The organism is Acinetobacter sp. GXMZU3951, from assembly GCF_054457875.1.
Map to the genome: position 1 here is coordinate 157,121 of NZ_JBTLFO010000005.1, position 15,699 is coordinate 172,819.

16 protein-coding genes are annotated in these 15,699 nt (G+C 43.4%); 13 read left to right on the forward strand and 3 right to left on the reverse strand.

All coding sequences use genetic code 11. From position 1 onward, the window contains the following. The first annotated feature begins 390 nt into the window (after window positions 1-390). Genes ACX17N_RS09855 through ACX17N_RS09865 form a run of 3 tightly spaced genes read left to right on the forward strand, consistent with a single transcriptional unit; the run spans window position 391 to window position 3,543 of the window. The gene (locus ACX17N_RS09855) at window positions 391-1,617 is read left to right on the forward strand and encodes an efflux RND transporter periplasmic adaptor subunit (protein ID WP_458892474.1); all 1,227 of its coding nucleotides are present in this window, start codon (window positions 391-393) and stop codon (window positions 1,615-1,617) included. Next, window positions 1,614-2,837: an ABC transporter permease gene (locus tag ACX17N_RS09860; protein ID WP_458892397.1), complete on the forward strand. Its 1,224-nt coding sequence runs from the start codon at window positions 1,614-1,616 to the stop codon at window positions 2,835-2,837. The genes ACX17N_RS09855 and ACX17N_RS09860 overlap by 4 nt, the downstream gene beginning before the upstream one ends. Then, complete coding sequence (locus ACX17N_RS09865) at window positions 2,830-3,543, forward strand: ABC transporter ATP-binding protein (protein ID WP_458892398.1); 714 nt, start codon at window positions 2,830-2,832, stop codon at window positions 3,541-3,543. The genes ACX17N_RS09860 and ACX17N_RS09865 overlap by 8 nt, the downstream gene beginning before the upstream one ends. A gap of 13 nt (window positions 3,544-3,556) precedes the next feature. On the opposite strand, the gene ACX17N_RS09870 is transcribed toward ACX17N_RS09865, so the two are convergent. Both ACX17N_RS09870 and ACX17N_RS09875 read right to left on the reverse strand, forming a co-directional pair. Beyond that, window positions 3,557-4,936, reverse strand: coding sequence for a heavy metal sensor histidine kinase (locus tag ACX17N_RS09870; RefSeq protein ID WP_458892399.1), 1,380 nt, complete (start codon window positions 4,934-4,936; stop codon window positions 3,557-3,559). Beyond that, on the reverse strand, window positions 4,936-5,607 hold the full coding sequence (locus ACX17N_RS09875) for a heavy metal response regulator transcription factor (protein ID WP_458892400.1): 672 nt from the start codon (window positions 5,605-5,607) through the stop codon (window positions 4,936-4,938). Before ACX17N_RS09875 ends, ACX17N_RS09870 begins: the two co-directional genes overlap by 1 nt. A 106-nt stretch (window positions 5,608-5,713) precedes the next feature. Between ACX17N_RS09875 and ACX17N_RS09880 the strand changes: the two genes are divergently transcribed. The 10 genes from ACX17N_RS09880 (at window position 5,714) to ACX17N_RS09925 (ending at window position 15,000) form a co-directional block, all read left to right on the forward strand. Further along, window positions 5,714-6,202: a GlcG/HbpS family heme-binding protein gene (locus tag ACX17N_RS09880; protein WP_458892475.1), complete on the forward strand. Its 489-nt coding sequence runs from the start codon at window positions 5,714-5,716 to the stop codon at window positions 6,200-6,202. A 10-nt stretch (window positions 6,203-6,212) separates the two neighbouring features. After that, window positions 6,213-6,614 (forward strand): hydroxyisourate hydrolase, encoded by a 402-nt coding sequence (gene uraH / locus ACX17N_RS09885; protein ID WP_458892401.1) that lies wholly within the window; start codon window positions 6,213-6,215, stop codon window positions 6,612-6,614. 223 nt (window positions 6,615-6,837) lie between these two features. After that, a complete protein-coding gene (locus tag ACX17N_RS09890; RefSeq protein ID WP_458892402.1) occupies window positions 6,838-7,416 on the forward strand; it encodes a lipocalin family protein in 579 nt (192 codons plus the stop codon). A 106-nt stretch (window positions 7,417-7,522) separates the two neighbouring features. Then, window positions 7,523-8,506, forward strand: a complete 984-nt coding sequence (locus tag ACX17N_RS09895) for an acyl-CoA desaturase (protein ID WP_458892403.1) — start codon at window positions 7,523-7,525, stop codon at window positions 8,504-8,506. Beyond that, a complete protein-coding gene (locus ACX17N_RS09900) occupies window positions 8,503-9,768 on the forward strand; it encodes an NAD(P)/FAD-dependent oxidoreductase (RefSeq protein ID WP_458892404.1) in 1,266 nt (421 codons plus the stop codon). The genes ACX17N_RS09895 and ACX17N_RS09900 overlap by 4 nt, the downstream gene beginning before the upstream one ends. A 21-nt stretch (window positions 9,769-9,789) precedes the next feature. Then, window positions 9,790-10,575: a DUF1365 domain-containing protein gene (locus ACX17N_RS09905; protein WP_458892405.1), complete on the forward strand. Its 786-nt coding sequence runs from the start codon at window positions 9,790-9,792 to the stop codon at window positions 10,573-10,575. A 6-nt stretch (window positions 10,576-10,581) separates the two neighbouring features. Further along, a complete protein-coding gene (locus tag ACX17N_RS09910) occupies window positions 10,582-11,781 on the forward strand; it encodes a class I SAM-dependent methyltransferase (RefSeq protein WP_458892406.1) in 1,200 nt (399 codons plus the stop codon). A 27-nt stretch (window positions 11,782-11,808) separates the two neighbouring features. Continuing rightward, window positions 11,809-12,588: a DUF1295 domain-containing protein gene (locus ACX17N_RS09915; RefSeq protein ID WP_458892407.1), complete on the forward strand. Its 780-nt coding sequence runs from the start codon at window positions 11,809-11,811 to the stop codon at window positions 12,586-12,588. Window positions 12,589-12,596: 8 nt separating this feature from the next. Then, window positions 12,597-13,646: an SAM-dependent methyltransferase gene (locus ACX17N_RS09920; protein WP_458892409.1), complete on the forward strand. Its 1,050-nt coding sequence runs from the start codon at window positions 12,597-12,599 to the stop codon at window positions 13,644-13,646. Window positions 13,647-13,674: 28 nt separating this feature from the next. Next, window positions 13,675-15,000, forward strand: coding sequence for a sensor histidine kinase (locus tag ACX17N_RS09925; RefSeq protein WP_458892410.1), 1,326 nt, complete (start codon window positions 13,675-13,677; stop codon window positions 14,998-15,000). Here ACX17N_RS09925 and ACX17N_RS09930 read toward each other — a convergent pair. Continuing rightward, entirely contained in the window at window positions 14,997-15,692 is a 696-nt protein-coding gene (locus ACX17N_RS09930; RefSeq protein WP_458892411.1) for a response regulator transcription factor, read from the reverse strand. The two genes, ACX17N_RS09925 and ACX17N_RS09930, sit on opposite strands and share 4 nt — an antisense overlap. Between the last annotated feature and the right edge of the window lie 7 nt (window positions 15,693-15,699).

Below are 15,699 nucleotides of genomic sequence, written 5' to 3' on the forward strand. Positions count from 1 at the left end.
ATTGCTGATGGTGTAATCTTGCATTGGTATCGAATACTTTTATTAAATAATGTGGATGAAAGAAAAAATAAATCCAGACTATGTTTAGGAAAACTAAGACAGCTTTGCAAAAGATAAAGCAAAAGATTGGTGTTTGACCATAATATAGCTAGAATAAAATTCAGAAAGAATAATGAGTAAAGTCATTGCACTAAAAAGCGCATCATAAATCACAAGATCAACGGGGTTCAGCTTTTATTTTCGTGGTGCATGCTTTAAACATACAATCAAATTAGGAAAAATAGTGAAGGAGCCAATCGGCTTAAAGACATTATAGACACGATAAATCGACACAAAGGCTACATTTAACCGAATGTAGTGTTCTTTTTAAAAATTGAGTTGAGAATGCAATTGCACATTACCCGCTATAAGTCTCTGATTGTGATCATGCTACTGGTTTTAGTCGTCAGTTTTGCTACATATCGCTGGTGGCAGGGGCCATTGTTATCTGGTTATGAGGTTGTATCTAGTCCACTGGTTCAGACGGTAGTTGCTTCAGGACGGGTCGAAACGGTATCTCGGGCTCAAATTGGGAGTGAAATTACAGGGGTGGTCCTTGAGCGGTTGGTTCAAGAAGGAGATCGGGTTTCCCGTGGGGATCTGCTTTTGCTACTCAAATCGGATGAAATTGCAGCCCAGGTACGACAAGCAGAAGCAGAATTGACCGAACTTGCGACCAGTAGACGCCCACAAGCGGAAGTTGATTTGGCGAATGCTAAAGTGCAGTTACAACAAGCTGAGCGGGAAGCGGCGCGGAGAAGGAATACCGAATTAGGCATATTATCTGCTGAGGAAAGAGAGAAATCGATAGAGGCAGAAAGACTCGCTCATAATAATTTGGAATTGGCTCGCTTAAAAGTTGCTGCACTGGCTCCGGGGCAAGCTGAAGAGACTATGCTGCGTGAACGACTAGCCGCATTACAAGCGCAACTTGCTAAGACTAAAATTCGTGCTGAAGTCTCAGGTACAATTTTAACCCGTAATGTTGAGCCCGGAGATCTGGTACAACCTAGCCAGACCCTTTTCACCATTGCGCTGGATGGTGCAACCGAAATTCGAGTACCCTTTGATGAACGCAATTTACCGTTGCTGGCTTTACAACAAAAAGCGACAGTGATAGCGGATGCCTATCCAGATCAAGCTTTTCCTGCGCAGATTAACTTTATTGCCCCGAGTATTGATGCTCAACGTGGCACAGTCGACGTCCGATTAACAGTGGATCCAGTCCCTGATTTTTTGCGTCAAGACATGACGGTATCGGTCAACGTTGAAACCAATAAGCGTGAGCGAACCTTGGTTATTCCAAATGATGCTTTAAGCAGTATCAGTGGAAAAAAGGCCATGGTTATTTTGGTAAGAGATGGAAAAATTCAGCGTCATTCTATCACACTAGGATTGCGTGGTTTGGTCATGTCCGAAGTTGTAGCTGGATTAAAAGAAGGTGATCAAGTCCTTGCCGATGCAGAATCAGCACTTAAAGATGGCACCCGTGTCCGCGTAGAGCAAAAGCAACGTGGATTGCAGCATCAAGCGGATCAGACAGATAGCAAAAATGAATTACCGGTGAAATTCGATTGAAAAACTTTTTTGGGCGACTTTGGACAGAGTGGACCATCGCAATCAGTTTTTTGCGAGAGGGTCGTGCACAGTCCGTTATGATCACAGTCGGTGTTGCCGTTGGGGTCGCGGTGATTGTGTTCATTAGCGCGTTAATTCATGGTTTACAATCGAATATTGTGGAACGGACTTTAGGCACACAGGCACATATTCGCTTGCTCTCACCAGATGAGGTGAACCAGATTGTGCCGCCCGCAGCTGGAACACTTCAGTTGTTACAAGAAGATAAACGGGCGCAGCGCTTACGCTCGATTAACAATTGGCAACAAATTACGGAAACTTTAGATCAGTTACCGGTATTGACGGCTGTTTCTCCTGTGGTTTCTGGTCCTGCATTTGTACAGCGTGGTGATGCAATTGAATCCGTCGCCTTGGTCGGTATTAATTTGGAGCGTTATCAACGGATTATTCCGTTAAAGCAATATATGCTGAGTGGTCAATTACAGGTGAGTGCGGATAATGTATTAATTGGTCGCCAATTGGCTAAAGATTTGGGGGTACAAGTCGGGAGCAAATTAAGGCTAGATACTGGGCAACAGAAAAATGCCGTGGTGAATATCTCGGGAATATTTGAACTGGGCGTGCGTGAATTGGATGCCCGTTATGTTTATCTCGATTTGAAACAGGCGCAATCTTTACTCAATTTACCAGGTGGCGTGACCGTAATTGATCTGACGATCCAAGATATTTTTCAGGCCGATCAAATCGCAGCTCAAGTCGGACGCCTGACGGGATTAAAAGCTGAAAGCTGGATTGAAACCAATGCCCAACTCATGAATGCGATTACCGCTCAGAGTCTATCGACCAATATGATTATCGTTTTTGTTGCGATTTCAGTCGCTTTTGGCATTGCCAGTGTGATGTCGGTAAGCGTGGTGCAACGCACGCGGGAAATTGGGATTTTACGTGCGACGGGGGCGACCCAATCGCAGATTTTAAGAGTGTTCTTGTTTCAAGGGGCAATTTTTGGGCTGCTCGGTTCGATTTTAGGGAGTGTGGTCAGTTGTGGTTTAGTCTGGGTATTTAATCAGTTTGGTCCACGTTTGTTTCATATTTCAATATCAATCCAGCTCATCCTTTTGGCAATATTGTTGGCGACATTGACAGGTGTGTTGGCTGCGGCAGTCCCATCACGTCGAGCTGCTGCATTAGACCCTGTGGAGGCAATTCGTCATGTCTGATCAGTCTCAGGAAGTGCTGCGTTTAGAAGCATTACGAAAGTCCTATAACGTTGGGCAAGCCAATGAAGTGGAGGTGCTGCACGGGATTGATTTATGTATTGAGCGTAATGATTTTGCCGCATTGATTGGTCCTTCAGGTTCAGGAAAAAGTACTTTATTGAATATTCTAGGACTCTTGGATCAGCCCAGCAATGGTGAGTTGTACTTGCTCGGTCAGGCCACAAGCGGTATGGATGATGTCAGACGGACTGCGCTGCGGGGGAGTAGCATCGGTTTTGTGTTTCAGTTCCATCATCTTATACAGGCATTTACTGCTTTAAATAATGTCCTGATGCCGTTAATGCTGAAGCAAGGCAAGCCAGATCAATCTGCACTGCAATATGCCCATGAATTATTGGCCGCAGTAGGGTTGGAAAAATTTGCGGATCGTAAACCGAATGAGCTTTCAGGCGGACAGCAGCAGCGTGTGGCGATAGCTCGAGCGCTGATAACCAAGCCTGCACTATTGTTGGCCGATGAACCGACAGGCAATCTGGACACTCAAACTGCCGCGGAAATGTTTGAATTATTTCGCAAAGTACATCGTGAACATGACTGTGCTGTATTGCTGGTCACGCATGATCCCAGATTATCGGCAACCTGTGACCGAACTATTAATCTAGTAGATGGGAAAATTCAGAGTGATTCCAAAAACGAGATGAAATAAGGACAAATTCGGATCACACGTCTGGGAATATTAGTTCAAAACATACGCCTTCTGCACTATTGACTGCCTGATACGTCCCCTGATGAAGTGTCAGAATGGATGCCACAATCGACAGCCCTAAACCACCCGTTTGGTGAGGGTTTTGTCTGCTGGAATTGCACTGATAAAAGCGCTCAAAGATATGCGGTAAATGCTCAGGGGCAATCTCTATGCCACTGGTGATCACAGATAATCCAATCATATGCATGTGATTGATCATCTTTCGTTGGCTTACCACATAAATGCTTCGGTGATTGCCGCAGTGGATCAGTGCATTTGATATCAGATTATACAGGGCTTGTTGTAACAGTTCTGGATCTGCCCAGAGTTCAGTCGCTTCCAGCCTGAACACAAAATGGCAGTCCTGTTCTTCAGCTTGATATTCAAAAATACTGCACATATGTTCTATAAAGGATTGGAGCTGAATTTTCTGTTTGTTTAAGCGAACTTTATGCGCATCTGCGCGGGCAAGAAATAACATACTGTCAATCATTCTTTTTAAACGTTGGTAATCCTCCAAGTTGGAAATCAAGAGTTCCTGATACTGTGCGGGACTGCGTTCACTCATGAGTAAAATTTCGGTTTGCCCAATTAAATTATTCAGTGGGGTTCTAAATTCATGCGCAATGTCTTCAGAGAAACGATTCAGTTGGCTATATCCCATTTCAATACGGTCAAGCATGGCGTTGATATCGGATGCCAGCTGTTCAATCTCTTGAGGCGGATGGATCAGATTGAGTCGCTGCTCAAGTTGCTGAATATTAATGGCATGGGTTTGCTCGCGCAGGGTTCTTAAAGCCTTCAATCCTAGACGGCTAGCTATGGCACAGAGTATGAAAATGGCCAAGATGCCTGTAAACACATAGAGGAAAAGACGCTTTTGAAAAGGTGAGATAATGGCTAAACGTTCAGACCACTGTTTGCCTGCAATTAACACATAGGGTTGCTGATTGATTTGAATGGTTTTCCACGCAATACGGGTCGGGTAAGCATGAGCCGATAAATCACGGAATTGAATCTGGGGCTGATGGGTAAATTCGGGCAGCGGAATGCCAAGTGGATTGATATTAATCAGAATCTGGTCGGCCTGAATCAATAAAAACAAATTATCCTGATTTCCCAACATGTTTTGATACAGCTTCGGGCGAGCAATAATCTGTTCGATATTGCGACTGTCTTGTAGCAAAATTTCTAGCCGCTCAATCCGTTCAACCAAAGCCCGATCTTGCTGGGCAATTAAAATTTGGTTAATACCCAGATAGGTCATAAAAGCTACAGCACACAACACCATGGCAGCACACCATGTGACCAATAGTGTTAATCGGAGTTCTAAAGAGCGAAGGCGCTTGAACATTAGGCTTCAACCGAAATTTTATAGCCTAGGCCACGAACAGTATGAATGAGTTTTATCTCATGCCCCTCATCAATTTTACTGCGTAAGCGGCGTACCGCCACATCAATAAAATTCGTATCGGTATCAAAATTGATATGCCAAACTTCGGAAGCAATTTGCCTGCGCGTAATAATTTCATTTGGGTGCTGTAGCATAAAGCGCAATAAACTAAATTCCTTTTTACTGAGTTCAATTAACTGCTCATTCCGCCAAACTTTATGATGGATTAAGTCCATTTTTAAGTTGCCGATCCATAACTCATTTTCCTGCACATACTGTTGCCGTCTCAACAGACTTTTAATGCGTGCGAGTAACTCAATATAAGAAAAAGGCTTGGCCAGATAGTCGTCGGCACCCAGTTCCAGACCTTTGACTCTGTCAATAATCTGGTCTTTGGCGGTGAGAAAAATCACAGGTATTTGGGAAAATTGACGCAATACTTTTAACACTGCCCAGCCATCAATATCGGGCAGCATCACATCGAGTATGACCAAGGTATAAGGTTGCATCTTGAGTTTCTCCAAGCCTTCGAGTCCTGAATGAACACATTCAGCCGCATAGCCAGATTCATTTAAGCCCTTCACCAGATATGAGGCGATCTTCACTTCATCTTCGATAATCAGAATACACATTTTGCTCAGACTCATTTTGAAGATGACAACTTTGTAATGTGATTGTCATGCTTGAAATCATTCAGGTTGTATAAGATTTTTTAAAACTTAATTCAGGGCAATCATGATGAACAAACTTACAGGGCTTGTTTTAACAGTAATGCTGATGAGTAGCAGTACTTTTGCACAAACCATTCAATTGAATCAAGTTTATTCACTCGATTCTAAAGCCGCACAAACCTTAGTAGATGCTGCGGTGGTAGCTTGTCAAAAAATACAGCACAACATTGCTGTGGTGGTGGTTGATCGGGGAGGAAATACCTTGATGGCGAGTAGGCATGAAACTGTGGGTCCTCATAATTTGGGCGCGGCTGAAAAGAAAGCCTATACCGCTTTATCAACCAAAACAGCAACCTTGTTGTTAAGTCAAAATGCCCATGAAAACAGTGATGCAAAAAATTTAACCACCGTGTCAGATTTACTGTTGTTAGGTGGCGGCTTGCCGGTGCGTTATGAAAATCAGGTGGTCGGTGCAATTGGCGTTGCGGGCGCAGGAGGTGCCAAAAATGACCAGTATTGCGCTGAAGCAGCCATTCAGTCTAGTTTTAACCATTAAGGATTCCATCATGTTTAAGAAATTTTTACCCCTTTCCACTTTGTTATTGGCATCAATGGCGTTTGCACAAAATAACCCATTAAGTGTGCATGTGCTAAATCTAGAAAACGGTTTACCTTCGGCCGATGTTGAGGTGGTGCTGGAAAAGAATTCAGGTAATCACTGGGTGAAGCTGAATCAGCAATTTACGGGAGCGAATGGTCGTATTGCGGCACTTTTTCCTGAAAATCAGCCATTAGCACAAGGGGTTTATAAGGTCACGTTTAAAACAGGAGACTGGTTCAAAAAGAATAATCAGAGTACTTTTTTCCCAGAAGTTCCCGTCATCTTTAAAGTGGATGGCAGTGTCAGCCACTACCACATTCCCTTATTGTTAAGTCCTTATGGCTACTCGACCTACCGAGGCAATTAACAATCCTCCAAGGCTGGTAAAACCAGCCTTTTTGCTGCATTGCAATCCTATTAAAAAATGGGTGAAAAGCCTAAATCGCTTAAATTTATATTGAATAAAGCTAAAAAATGTTCAAAGGGTTGAAGCATACTGTTGCAGTGCTGCTCAGCTCCATTGAAATTCACGCTTTATTCACAAGTGGCTCCTGTATGTTTGACAAAACAGTTATGCCATAGGTTGAGTCATGCCAAATTTCTTTAAAAAATCTTTAAGTTGTGCTGCGATAGCCTGCCTCAGTTTATTTTCATCATGGTCGGCTCAGGCAGAAGAATCCAAGCCGCAAGCCGTCAGTCAAATTGAGATTGATCAATATATCGGGCAATGGTATGAAATCGCACATTTGCCCATGTACTTTCAACGTCATTGTGCCAGTAACACCAAGGCAAATTATGCACTCAATCCAGATCAGACGCTGAGCGTTGTGAATAGTTGCCAGACCCAAACTGGTGAAACGATTTCATCACAGGGTGTTGCTTATGCACAAAATGCAGGGAAGAGTCAATTAAAGGTGAGTTTTTTACCTGCAGGCTTAAGATGGATTCCTTTCACAAAAGGGGATTACTGGGTGTTAAGAGTTGATCCTAACTATAACGTTGCATTGGTGGGTGGTCCTAGCCATAAATATTTATGGATCTTGTCACGTAGTCCACAGATTGACGAAGCAACCTACCAATCTTACCTACAAACTGCGCGTCAATATGGTTATGATGTAACTAAACTCGTACGAACACCTCATTCCAACTCACTCATTCAAGGCCATTGAGATTTTCTTGTTGCACGATCAACTTATGCGTGAACTTCACATAAATTTCATATCGTGCTACATAAAATGAAAGGCAAATATAAAAACTCAAAATGCGGAAGAAACAATGTTCAAATTTTTTCTACGCTGGATGGACAGCTGGTCGGGTGATGCAAAAACTCTAACCGTGCAGCCAGACAGTCCTCCTAAAGACTTAAACATCCAATGGCTGCGTATTTCGCCTTTCATTTTATTGCATCTTGCCTGTCTTGCTGTGTTTTGGGTGGGGGTGTCGAAATTTGCCGTACTGTTTATGTTGGGGTTCTATCTAATCCGAATGTTTGCGATCACGGCTTTTTTTCATCGCTATTTATCGCACAAAACATTTCAAACCTCTCGTATTGTCCAGTTTGTATTTATTTTGATTGGCACAATGAGTGCACAGCGGGGGCCTTTATGGTGGGCAGCGCATCATCGTTATCACCATCGTTTTACGGATACTGAGCAGGATCCACATTCTTCTACCCATGGGTTTTGGTATAGCCATGTCGGTTGGTTTTTGAATGATCAGAACTTCAACATTCGTAAAGAAGTGGTGAAAGATTGGCTGAAATACCCAGAGTTGATCTGGTTAGACCGTTTTAGTCTTCCAGTGGTGCTAGTCACGGCGGCAGCTATTTATGGCTTGGGTGAATGGCTGGCTGTAGCGTATCCGCAGTTGGCCACCTCAGGCCCGCAATTGCTGGTGTGGGGATTTGTCATTTCAACGGTGTTGTTGATTCATGCCACGCTTTGTATTAACTCTTTGGCGCACTTATATGGTTCACGCGATTTTGAAACTAAAGACCACAGTCGCAACAATCTTTTTCTTTCGATTATTACCTTAGGTGAAGGTTGGCATAATAATCATCATTACTATGCAGGCAGTACCCGACAAGGCTTTTATTGGTGGCAGATTGATGTGACTTATTATGTTTTAAAAGTGATGTCTTGGTTTGGTTTAGTTTGGGGCTTAAAGCCCATTCCAGCGCGAGTGTATGCAGCCAGTCATCGAAATGCATCATCCCTTTACATCCATCCAAAAAAATTAAAAAAGGAAGATTTTTCATGAAGATTGCGATTATAGGCTCGGGTATTTCTGGACTCTATGCGGCATGGAAATTATCTGCACAGCATCAAGTCACAATCTTTGAAAAAAATAGCTATTTTGGCGGGCATACCGATACCCATCATTTTCAGATTGAAGGTCAGAGCATTGCTGTAGATAGCGGATTTATTGTATTTAATGATTTTAATTACCCCTTGTTTAGTGAAATGCTGGCACAACTCGGGGTAGAGAAACAAAGCAGCGATATGAGTTTTTCAGTCAATAATGTTGTGACTGGATTGCAATATAATCCTTCAAAAAAATGGTCGCTACTCAAGCGTCCGCAAAACTTTTTGAATCAAAAGTTTCGGCGCATGTTGTTAGATTTATATCGCTTCTATCAAGAGAATAAAGACCAATCCGTAATTGATTCTGATCCTGAACTGACCATCGAAAGTTATTTAAACCAACATCATTACTCAGAAGAGTTTCGACATGAGCATCTCTATCCCATGTGTGGTGCCTTGTGGTCAACCCCCGTCGATCAGGTTGGACAAATTCCTTATAAGTTTGTGGTGAGTTTCTTCCAGCATCATCGCATGTTGCAGTTAAAGGAAAGACCACAATGGCAAACCGTTAAAAATGGCTCAAATCGCTATATTCGGGCAATTCATCAGCAATGTCCGAGCATTCAGTGGGAACATCTTGCGGTGCACAGCGTCAGACGACATTCCGATTATGTCGAAGTACAAACAGATGCAGGTCTGCACACCTTTGATTGGGTTGTTTTTGCCAGCCATGCTGATGATACGTTGCAATTATTAGAAGATGCGACTGATTTAGAACGAGAGATTCTACACAACTTTGATTATCAAGATAATCGCATGGTCGTTCACCATGATAGCTCGATTATGCCAAGGCAGCGTTCGCAATGGGCGAGTTGGCATGTCCATGTCACAGCAGATGAAGAAGCTGGTGTAGATTTAGCTGTCACACAATATAGTTTTAGCTACTGGATGAACAACTTGCAGAATCTGCAATGTAAAACTCAAATTTTTGCCACCTTAAATCCGAATATGAAAATTGACCCTGCCAAAATCTTGGTGCAACGACATTATCGTCATCCAGTGTTTGACCAAAAAGCGATACAAGCTCAATCACGTTGGCAAGAGTTGCAGGGACTGAATCGGACTGCATATTGTGGCGCCTATTGGGGCTGGGGTTTTCATGAAGATGGAGCTCGCAGTGCGGCACGTGTGGTTGATTATTTAGCGACATTATCTTGATATGAGTCATGGAGCTTGCAGATGTTGAATACTCCGCTTGCGATTGCCGAAGCCAGTATCCGTCATCGGCGCTATATGCCGAAGGCTCATGCTTTTGAAAGCCAGTTGAGCTATTTGTGGTTTGATCCCGATCAACTTGAACGCATTACGGCGCAGTCACCGTTTTGGTCTGCCCATCACTGGAATATTCTGAATTTATATAGTACGGATTTTTTAACCGACTATTCTGGCAGCCTTAGACAAAAAGTCGAGCAGGTGCTGGCTCAGCAAGCCGAGGTTGAGTTGTTGCCTGACTGGCAGATTCGTATTCTGGCTTTACCTCGCTGTCTCGGCTTTCGCTTCAACTCCGTGGTGTTTTATTTCATTTTCGATTCTCAACAGCAGCAGCCCATTTTTATTTTGAGTGAAATCACCAATACCCCTTGGAATGAACGGAAGGTGTATCTGCATGACTGTCGGCATGCAGCGCAAGTTCATAGCAGTTTTCGTGGCTACGAGTTTTGTTTTGAAAAATCATTTCATGTGTCGCCGTTTATGCCCATGAATTTGGATTATCGTTGGCGATTCCACTTTTCAGAGCAGATGCATGTGATTCATATGCAACTGTTTGAACAACAAAAACAGATATTTGATGCCACCATGCGTTTTCGTTTGCGTCCCATCACATTTCCTTCACAGCAACATTATTATGCTCTCAGATATAGTTTAGAACCTTTAAAAATGATGGCTTCAATCTATGTTCAGGCCTTGCAGTTATGGTGGAAAAAGGTGCCGTTTTATCGGCACCCGAAGAAAAATAAGGATTAACATGTCATGATGAAAGCATTTCTTTATGGTGAGCAAGCTTCACTGCCATTTTTACTCAGAAGTTTACTGAAACTACGTCATGGACAAATCAGTTTTCGTGGCGTGTGGAATGGTACGGTCGGAGAGGTTTCCGATTTACATGCGGTGGTTGAGGTGCATAATCCAGAGGTCATGCAGCTCATCTTTAAACAAGGTGTGTTAGGTGCCGCGGAAGGTTATATTCGCGGTGACTGGAAAAGTGACGATCTGGTCGAGCTGATTCAGATTTTGGCACGTAATCGGGATGTCTTAGATAAAATTAATCAAAATGCCGTGGCGCAGCTCAGCCAGTTTGTCCTGAAAAACTGGTACAAAAGCCGTAGGAATACCCTCAGTGGCAGCCGTAAAAACATTGCGGAACACTATGACTTAAGTAATGATTTTTTTAAGCTCTTTCTTGATGAATCCATGATGTACTCCAGTGCGGTGTATGAACATGCTGACATGTTGCTTGAAGCTGCATCGGAATTAAAGAAAGAGCTGATCTGTCAAAAACTGCAACTCAAACCGCTGGATCATCTGGTGGAAATCGGCAGCGGCTGGGGTGGTTTTGCAATTTATGCTGCTCAGCATTATGGCTGCAAAGTCACCACCATTACCATTTCTCAGGCGCAGTTTGATGAAGCTGTGGCACGTGTGCAAGCTGCGGGTTTAAGCCACCGCGTTGATGTGCAGCTTAAAGATTACCGTTTGTTGGAAGGTAAATACGACAAATTGGTTTCCATTGAAATGATTGAGGCGGTGGGTGAGCAGTATCTTCCGACCTATTTTAAAAAGTGTCGTGATTTACTTAAACCACAGGGTTTGGCGCTCATTCAAGCCATTACCATCGAAGATGCACGCTATGAAAAAGCGTTGAGAACGGTTGATTTCATAAAACGTTATATTTTCCCGGGTAGCTTTATTCCTTGCATTAGTGTGCTCACAGAGAGCGCCTCGCAACAGAAGTTGCGGTTGAAACAGCTCGATGATATTGGACTGAGTTATGCTCAGACCATCCATGCTTGGCGTGAGCGCTTCCTGAATGCCAAGGAGCAGGTTTTACAGCTCGGATTTGATGAAAATTTTATTCGGATGTGGGACTTTTACTTATGTTATTGCGAAGGCGGCTTCAAAGAAGGCGTGATTAGCGATGTACATATGTTGTTTGAAGCCAGCCCGTACTAATTGGGCAGATCGACATAGGGGAAGATGATGTTAGTCAAGCTTACGCTCTTGAACCTAGGGATTATGTTGTGTTGTTGGGGCTGGGCAACCTTCAATCGTCGTGTCGGTATTGTGGATGTGGCCTGGAGTGGCTGTCTGGCTTTAAATATTATTCTGACCGCGATTGTGGTGGATGTCGCTCCCATGCCCATCCGCCTGTTCATTGCAATTTTCAGCGGTCTTTGGTTTATCCGATTGAGTGCACATTTGTTACGACGTTATCTTGCTGAACATCAGGAAGATACACGTTATGCCAATATGCGCCGTGCCATGGGTAAATTTCAGCATGTCGGTTTCCTGTTATTTTTTATTTTTCAGGCGGGTCTAGCCATCTTATTCTACGTGCCGATGTGGGCATTGTTGACTACACCGCAACACGATTGGAGTCCGGCTTATCCAGTGTATTTGCTCGTTGCGGCACTCATCTTAATCCTAGCTTTTGTAGGGGAAAGCCTTGCCGACCAGCAACTCTATCGCTTTAAACAACAGCCTCAACATCGTGGCCTAACCATGGATCAGGGGCTTTGGCGTTATTCGCGCCATCCCAATTATTTTTTCGAATGGATGCATTGGTTTGCTTATCCCATTTTGGGATTGGCAGCAGGACTCTATCTATTGTGGATCTATCCGGTGCTGATGTGGTTGTTTTTGTATTACCTCACTGGCATCCCATTTAGCGAACAACAAGCACTTAAAAATCGGGGACAAAATTATCTCGATTACCAACAACGAACATCAATGTTCATTCCGTGGAAACCCAAAAAGTAGGTACGCACATGGATTATATAATTCAGAAGTCATTAAAACTGGTAGAAAGTGGTTTTATTCCAGATCAGGCGATTCGCGCAGCCATTCGTGGCCTAAGTAAAAAGCGTCTGATTCAAGAGGGGCGTTATGATCCTGAGCAGGCAGCACAGCGCTATATGGATGTGCTGAATATGCTCAAGCAGAGTGAAATCGCAATAGAAACCGATAAGGCCAATCAGCAGCACTATGAGTTGCCAACGCAATTTTTTCAGGCCGTACTCGGCAGACGCCTGAAATACAGTGCCTGTTATTTTCCTCATGAAACGACAACATTGGATCAGGCGGAAGAGTTTGCCTTGCAACTGTATAGTGAACGCGCCAAGCTGCAAGACGGCCAAGACATTTTGGAACTCGGCTGTGGTTGGGGGTCATTCACTTTATGGATGGCTGAGCGTTACCCGAATGCGCGTATTACCGCAGTTTCTAATTCAAAAACCCAGCGTGAACATATTTTAAAACAGGCCAGAATTCGCGGGTTGATGAATATTGAGGTGCTGACTTGTGATGTGAATGTTTTGGAGCTAAGTCCAGATCAGTTTGATCGAGTCGTTTCGGTAGAAATGTTTGAGCACGTGCGGAATTATCAGCGACTGTTTGAAAAAATTAATGGGTGGCTCAAGCCAGATGGTTTATTGTGGTGTCATATCTTCTGTCACCGTTTCTTGCATTATCCGTTTGAAATTAAGTCTGAATATGATTGGATGTCTAAATACTTCTTTACAGGTGGACTTATGCCTTCGGTATCTACCTTTTTACATTTTCAGGAGCATTTAGAACTGGAACAACATTGGCAGTGGTCAGGTCAGCATTATGAACGAACAGCCAATGCCTGGTTAGACAATATGGATGCACAGCACATGGAGCTCAAACCTATCTTTGAGCAAACCTATGGTAAAGATGCTGATGCTTGGTGGCAACGCTGGCGAATCTTTTTTATGGCATGTGCAGAGTTATTTGGTTTTGAACAGGGGCAAGAATGGGTCATTGCTCATTTCTTATTTCACAAAAAGACCACTTGATGCAGACTTACTGAACTAGGGAAATAGTATGCGGAAATCCCAAGCGCACTTCCAAAAACAGGCGTTAACAGAAATTTTCAATCGTTATTACTGGTTGCAAATTGGCCTGATTGCAATGTCGATTATTATCGGGATAGGCTGTAGTGCTTGGGTGATTAAAGGTTCATTGTTAAAGACCGCATTAGAACAAGAAATGGCCCATTACTGGTCAAGGGTAGAGCGTGATCCGAATGCTGATTTGCCAGATACCAAAAACCTTTATGGTTATCGCTGGACGAGCAGTACCCCGCCTGAACAGTTTCAAAATCTGTCTTTAGATTTAGGCGTACATCGGATTTGGGTAGATGGTAAAGAACGCATGACCGTATATGGGGAGCAGAATGGGCAGCATGTTTTATTGGTGTTTGGTGAAAGTAACGTCAATAAGTTAGTCTGGCTGTTTGGTTTGGCACCGCTCATGTTGAGCCTGTTCATTCTGTACAGTTTTTTATGGTGGTCAAACCGACGCGCCAAACGCTATTTTTCGCCTATCACTCGGCTGGCAAATGCTTTGGAACATATTGACTGGGCACATCGCAATACGAAGGCATCGCCATTTCAGGATATTTATACCAATGGCAATATGGAAGCAGAATATCTGAAGCAGGCCCTTGAAAAATATCATCACGTGTTGAGTGAGTTTATTCAACGCGAACGCGAGTTCACAGGCGATGTCAGTCATGAATTGCGTACGCCGCTTACGATTCTAAAAGGCAATGTGCAGCTCTGTCAGGCTCGATACGGGCAAGATAAGGTTTTTACCCGCTTAAATAATACCATTGATGATATGCAGCTGCTGGTCGATACCTTGTTGGCCATTGCTCGAAATACCACACAACATTTGGCAGCAGAGCAGATGTTATTGTCTGACATTATTGAGGATTTGGTAGATTCATTGCATGCGGTTAGTCAAAGCAAAGGCATGCAGATTCATGTACAGCAGAATGAGTCTGAGCAGCTCAGGAACTTATATCCATCTATGACCAAAATGGTGCTGAGTAATATCCTCAGAAATGCACTGAATTATTCGCAAGGGTCTGAAATTCACATCATTCAGCTAAAGCATAGCCTGCTGATTGCAGACAATGGTATCGGGATCAATCTGCCGAATGATGCTAAAGTGCAGGAATTAAATAGCACGCAACTCGGGTTTGAAATTAAAGGGCACGGTATAGGCTTACAATTGGTCGAAAAACTGTGTAAACAGCTCGGTTGGCGCGTCGAACTGTTTGATCGGGAATATTATTTGTCTGTGCACCCCGAACTTGATTTAGCCCATAGTACGGGCTTGGTTGTGGTGGTGTATTTTTACTAATACTCACCAGATTCGATCGAAATTTTCACACCGACCCCAGAAACGGTATGCAGGAGTTTCTGTGAAAAAGGCTTATCAATCATTTTGCGTAGATTATAAATATGGCTGCGCAAGGCATCACTTTCGGGCTCTTCATCGCCCCATAATTCAATCATGATTTCTTGTTTGGTAATGACCTTAGGAGAATTGCGCATGAGAATTTTCAGCAATTTGAACTGAATCGGGGGGAGTTCTATGCTTTGACCAGCACGGCAGACGGTTTGTGTGGCACTATCGAGTACAAGATCATGAATTTGCAGTTTGTGATTGGCAACTTCACCCAAAGCGCGTTTAATTAGGGCACGAATGCGCATGACCAGTTCATTAAAGTCGAAAGGTTTGACCAGATAATCATCGGTGCCCGCGGCAAAGCCTTTGAGCTTGTCATCCAAAGTGTCACGTGCAGTCAGCATCAGCACAGGAATATCCAAATTTTGCTGATTACGAATCCATTCGCATAAGTCATATCCAGAGCCATCGGGTAAATTAATATCTAATAATAATAAGTTGTAGTGCTGGGTTTTGAGTAAAGTTTTAGCCGCATCTAGGTTACGTGCATGATCAATCACATAGCCATGCGCTTCCAAAAATTCGCATACCGTTGCCGCCAATTCGAAATGATCTTCGACCATGAGGATAAAGTGATTACTCATCTGCTAA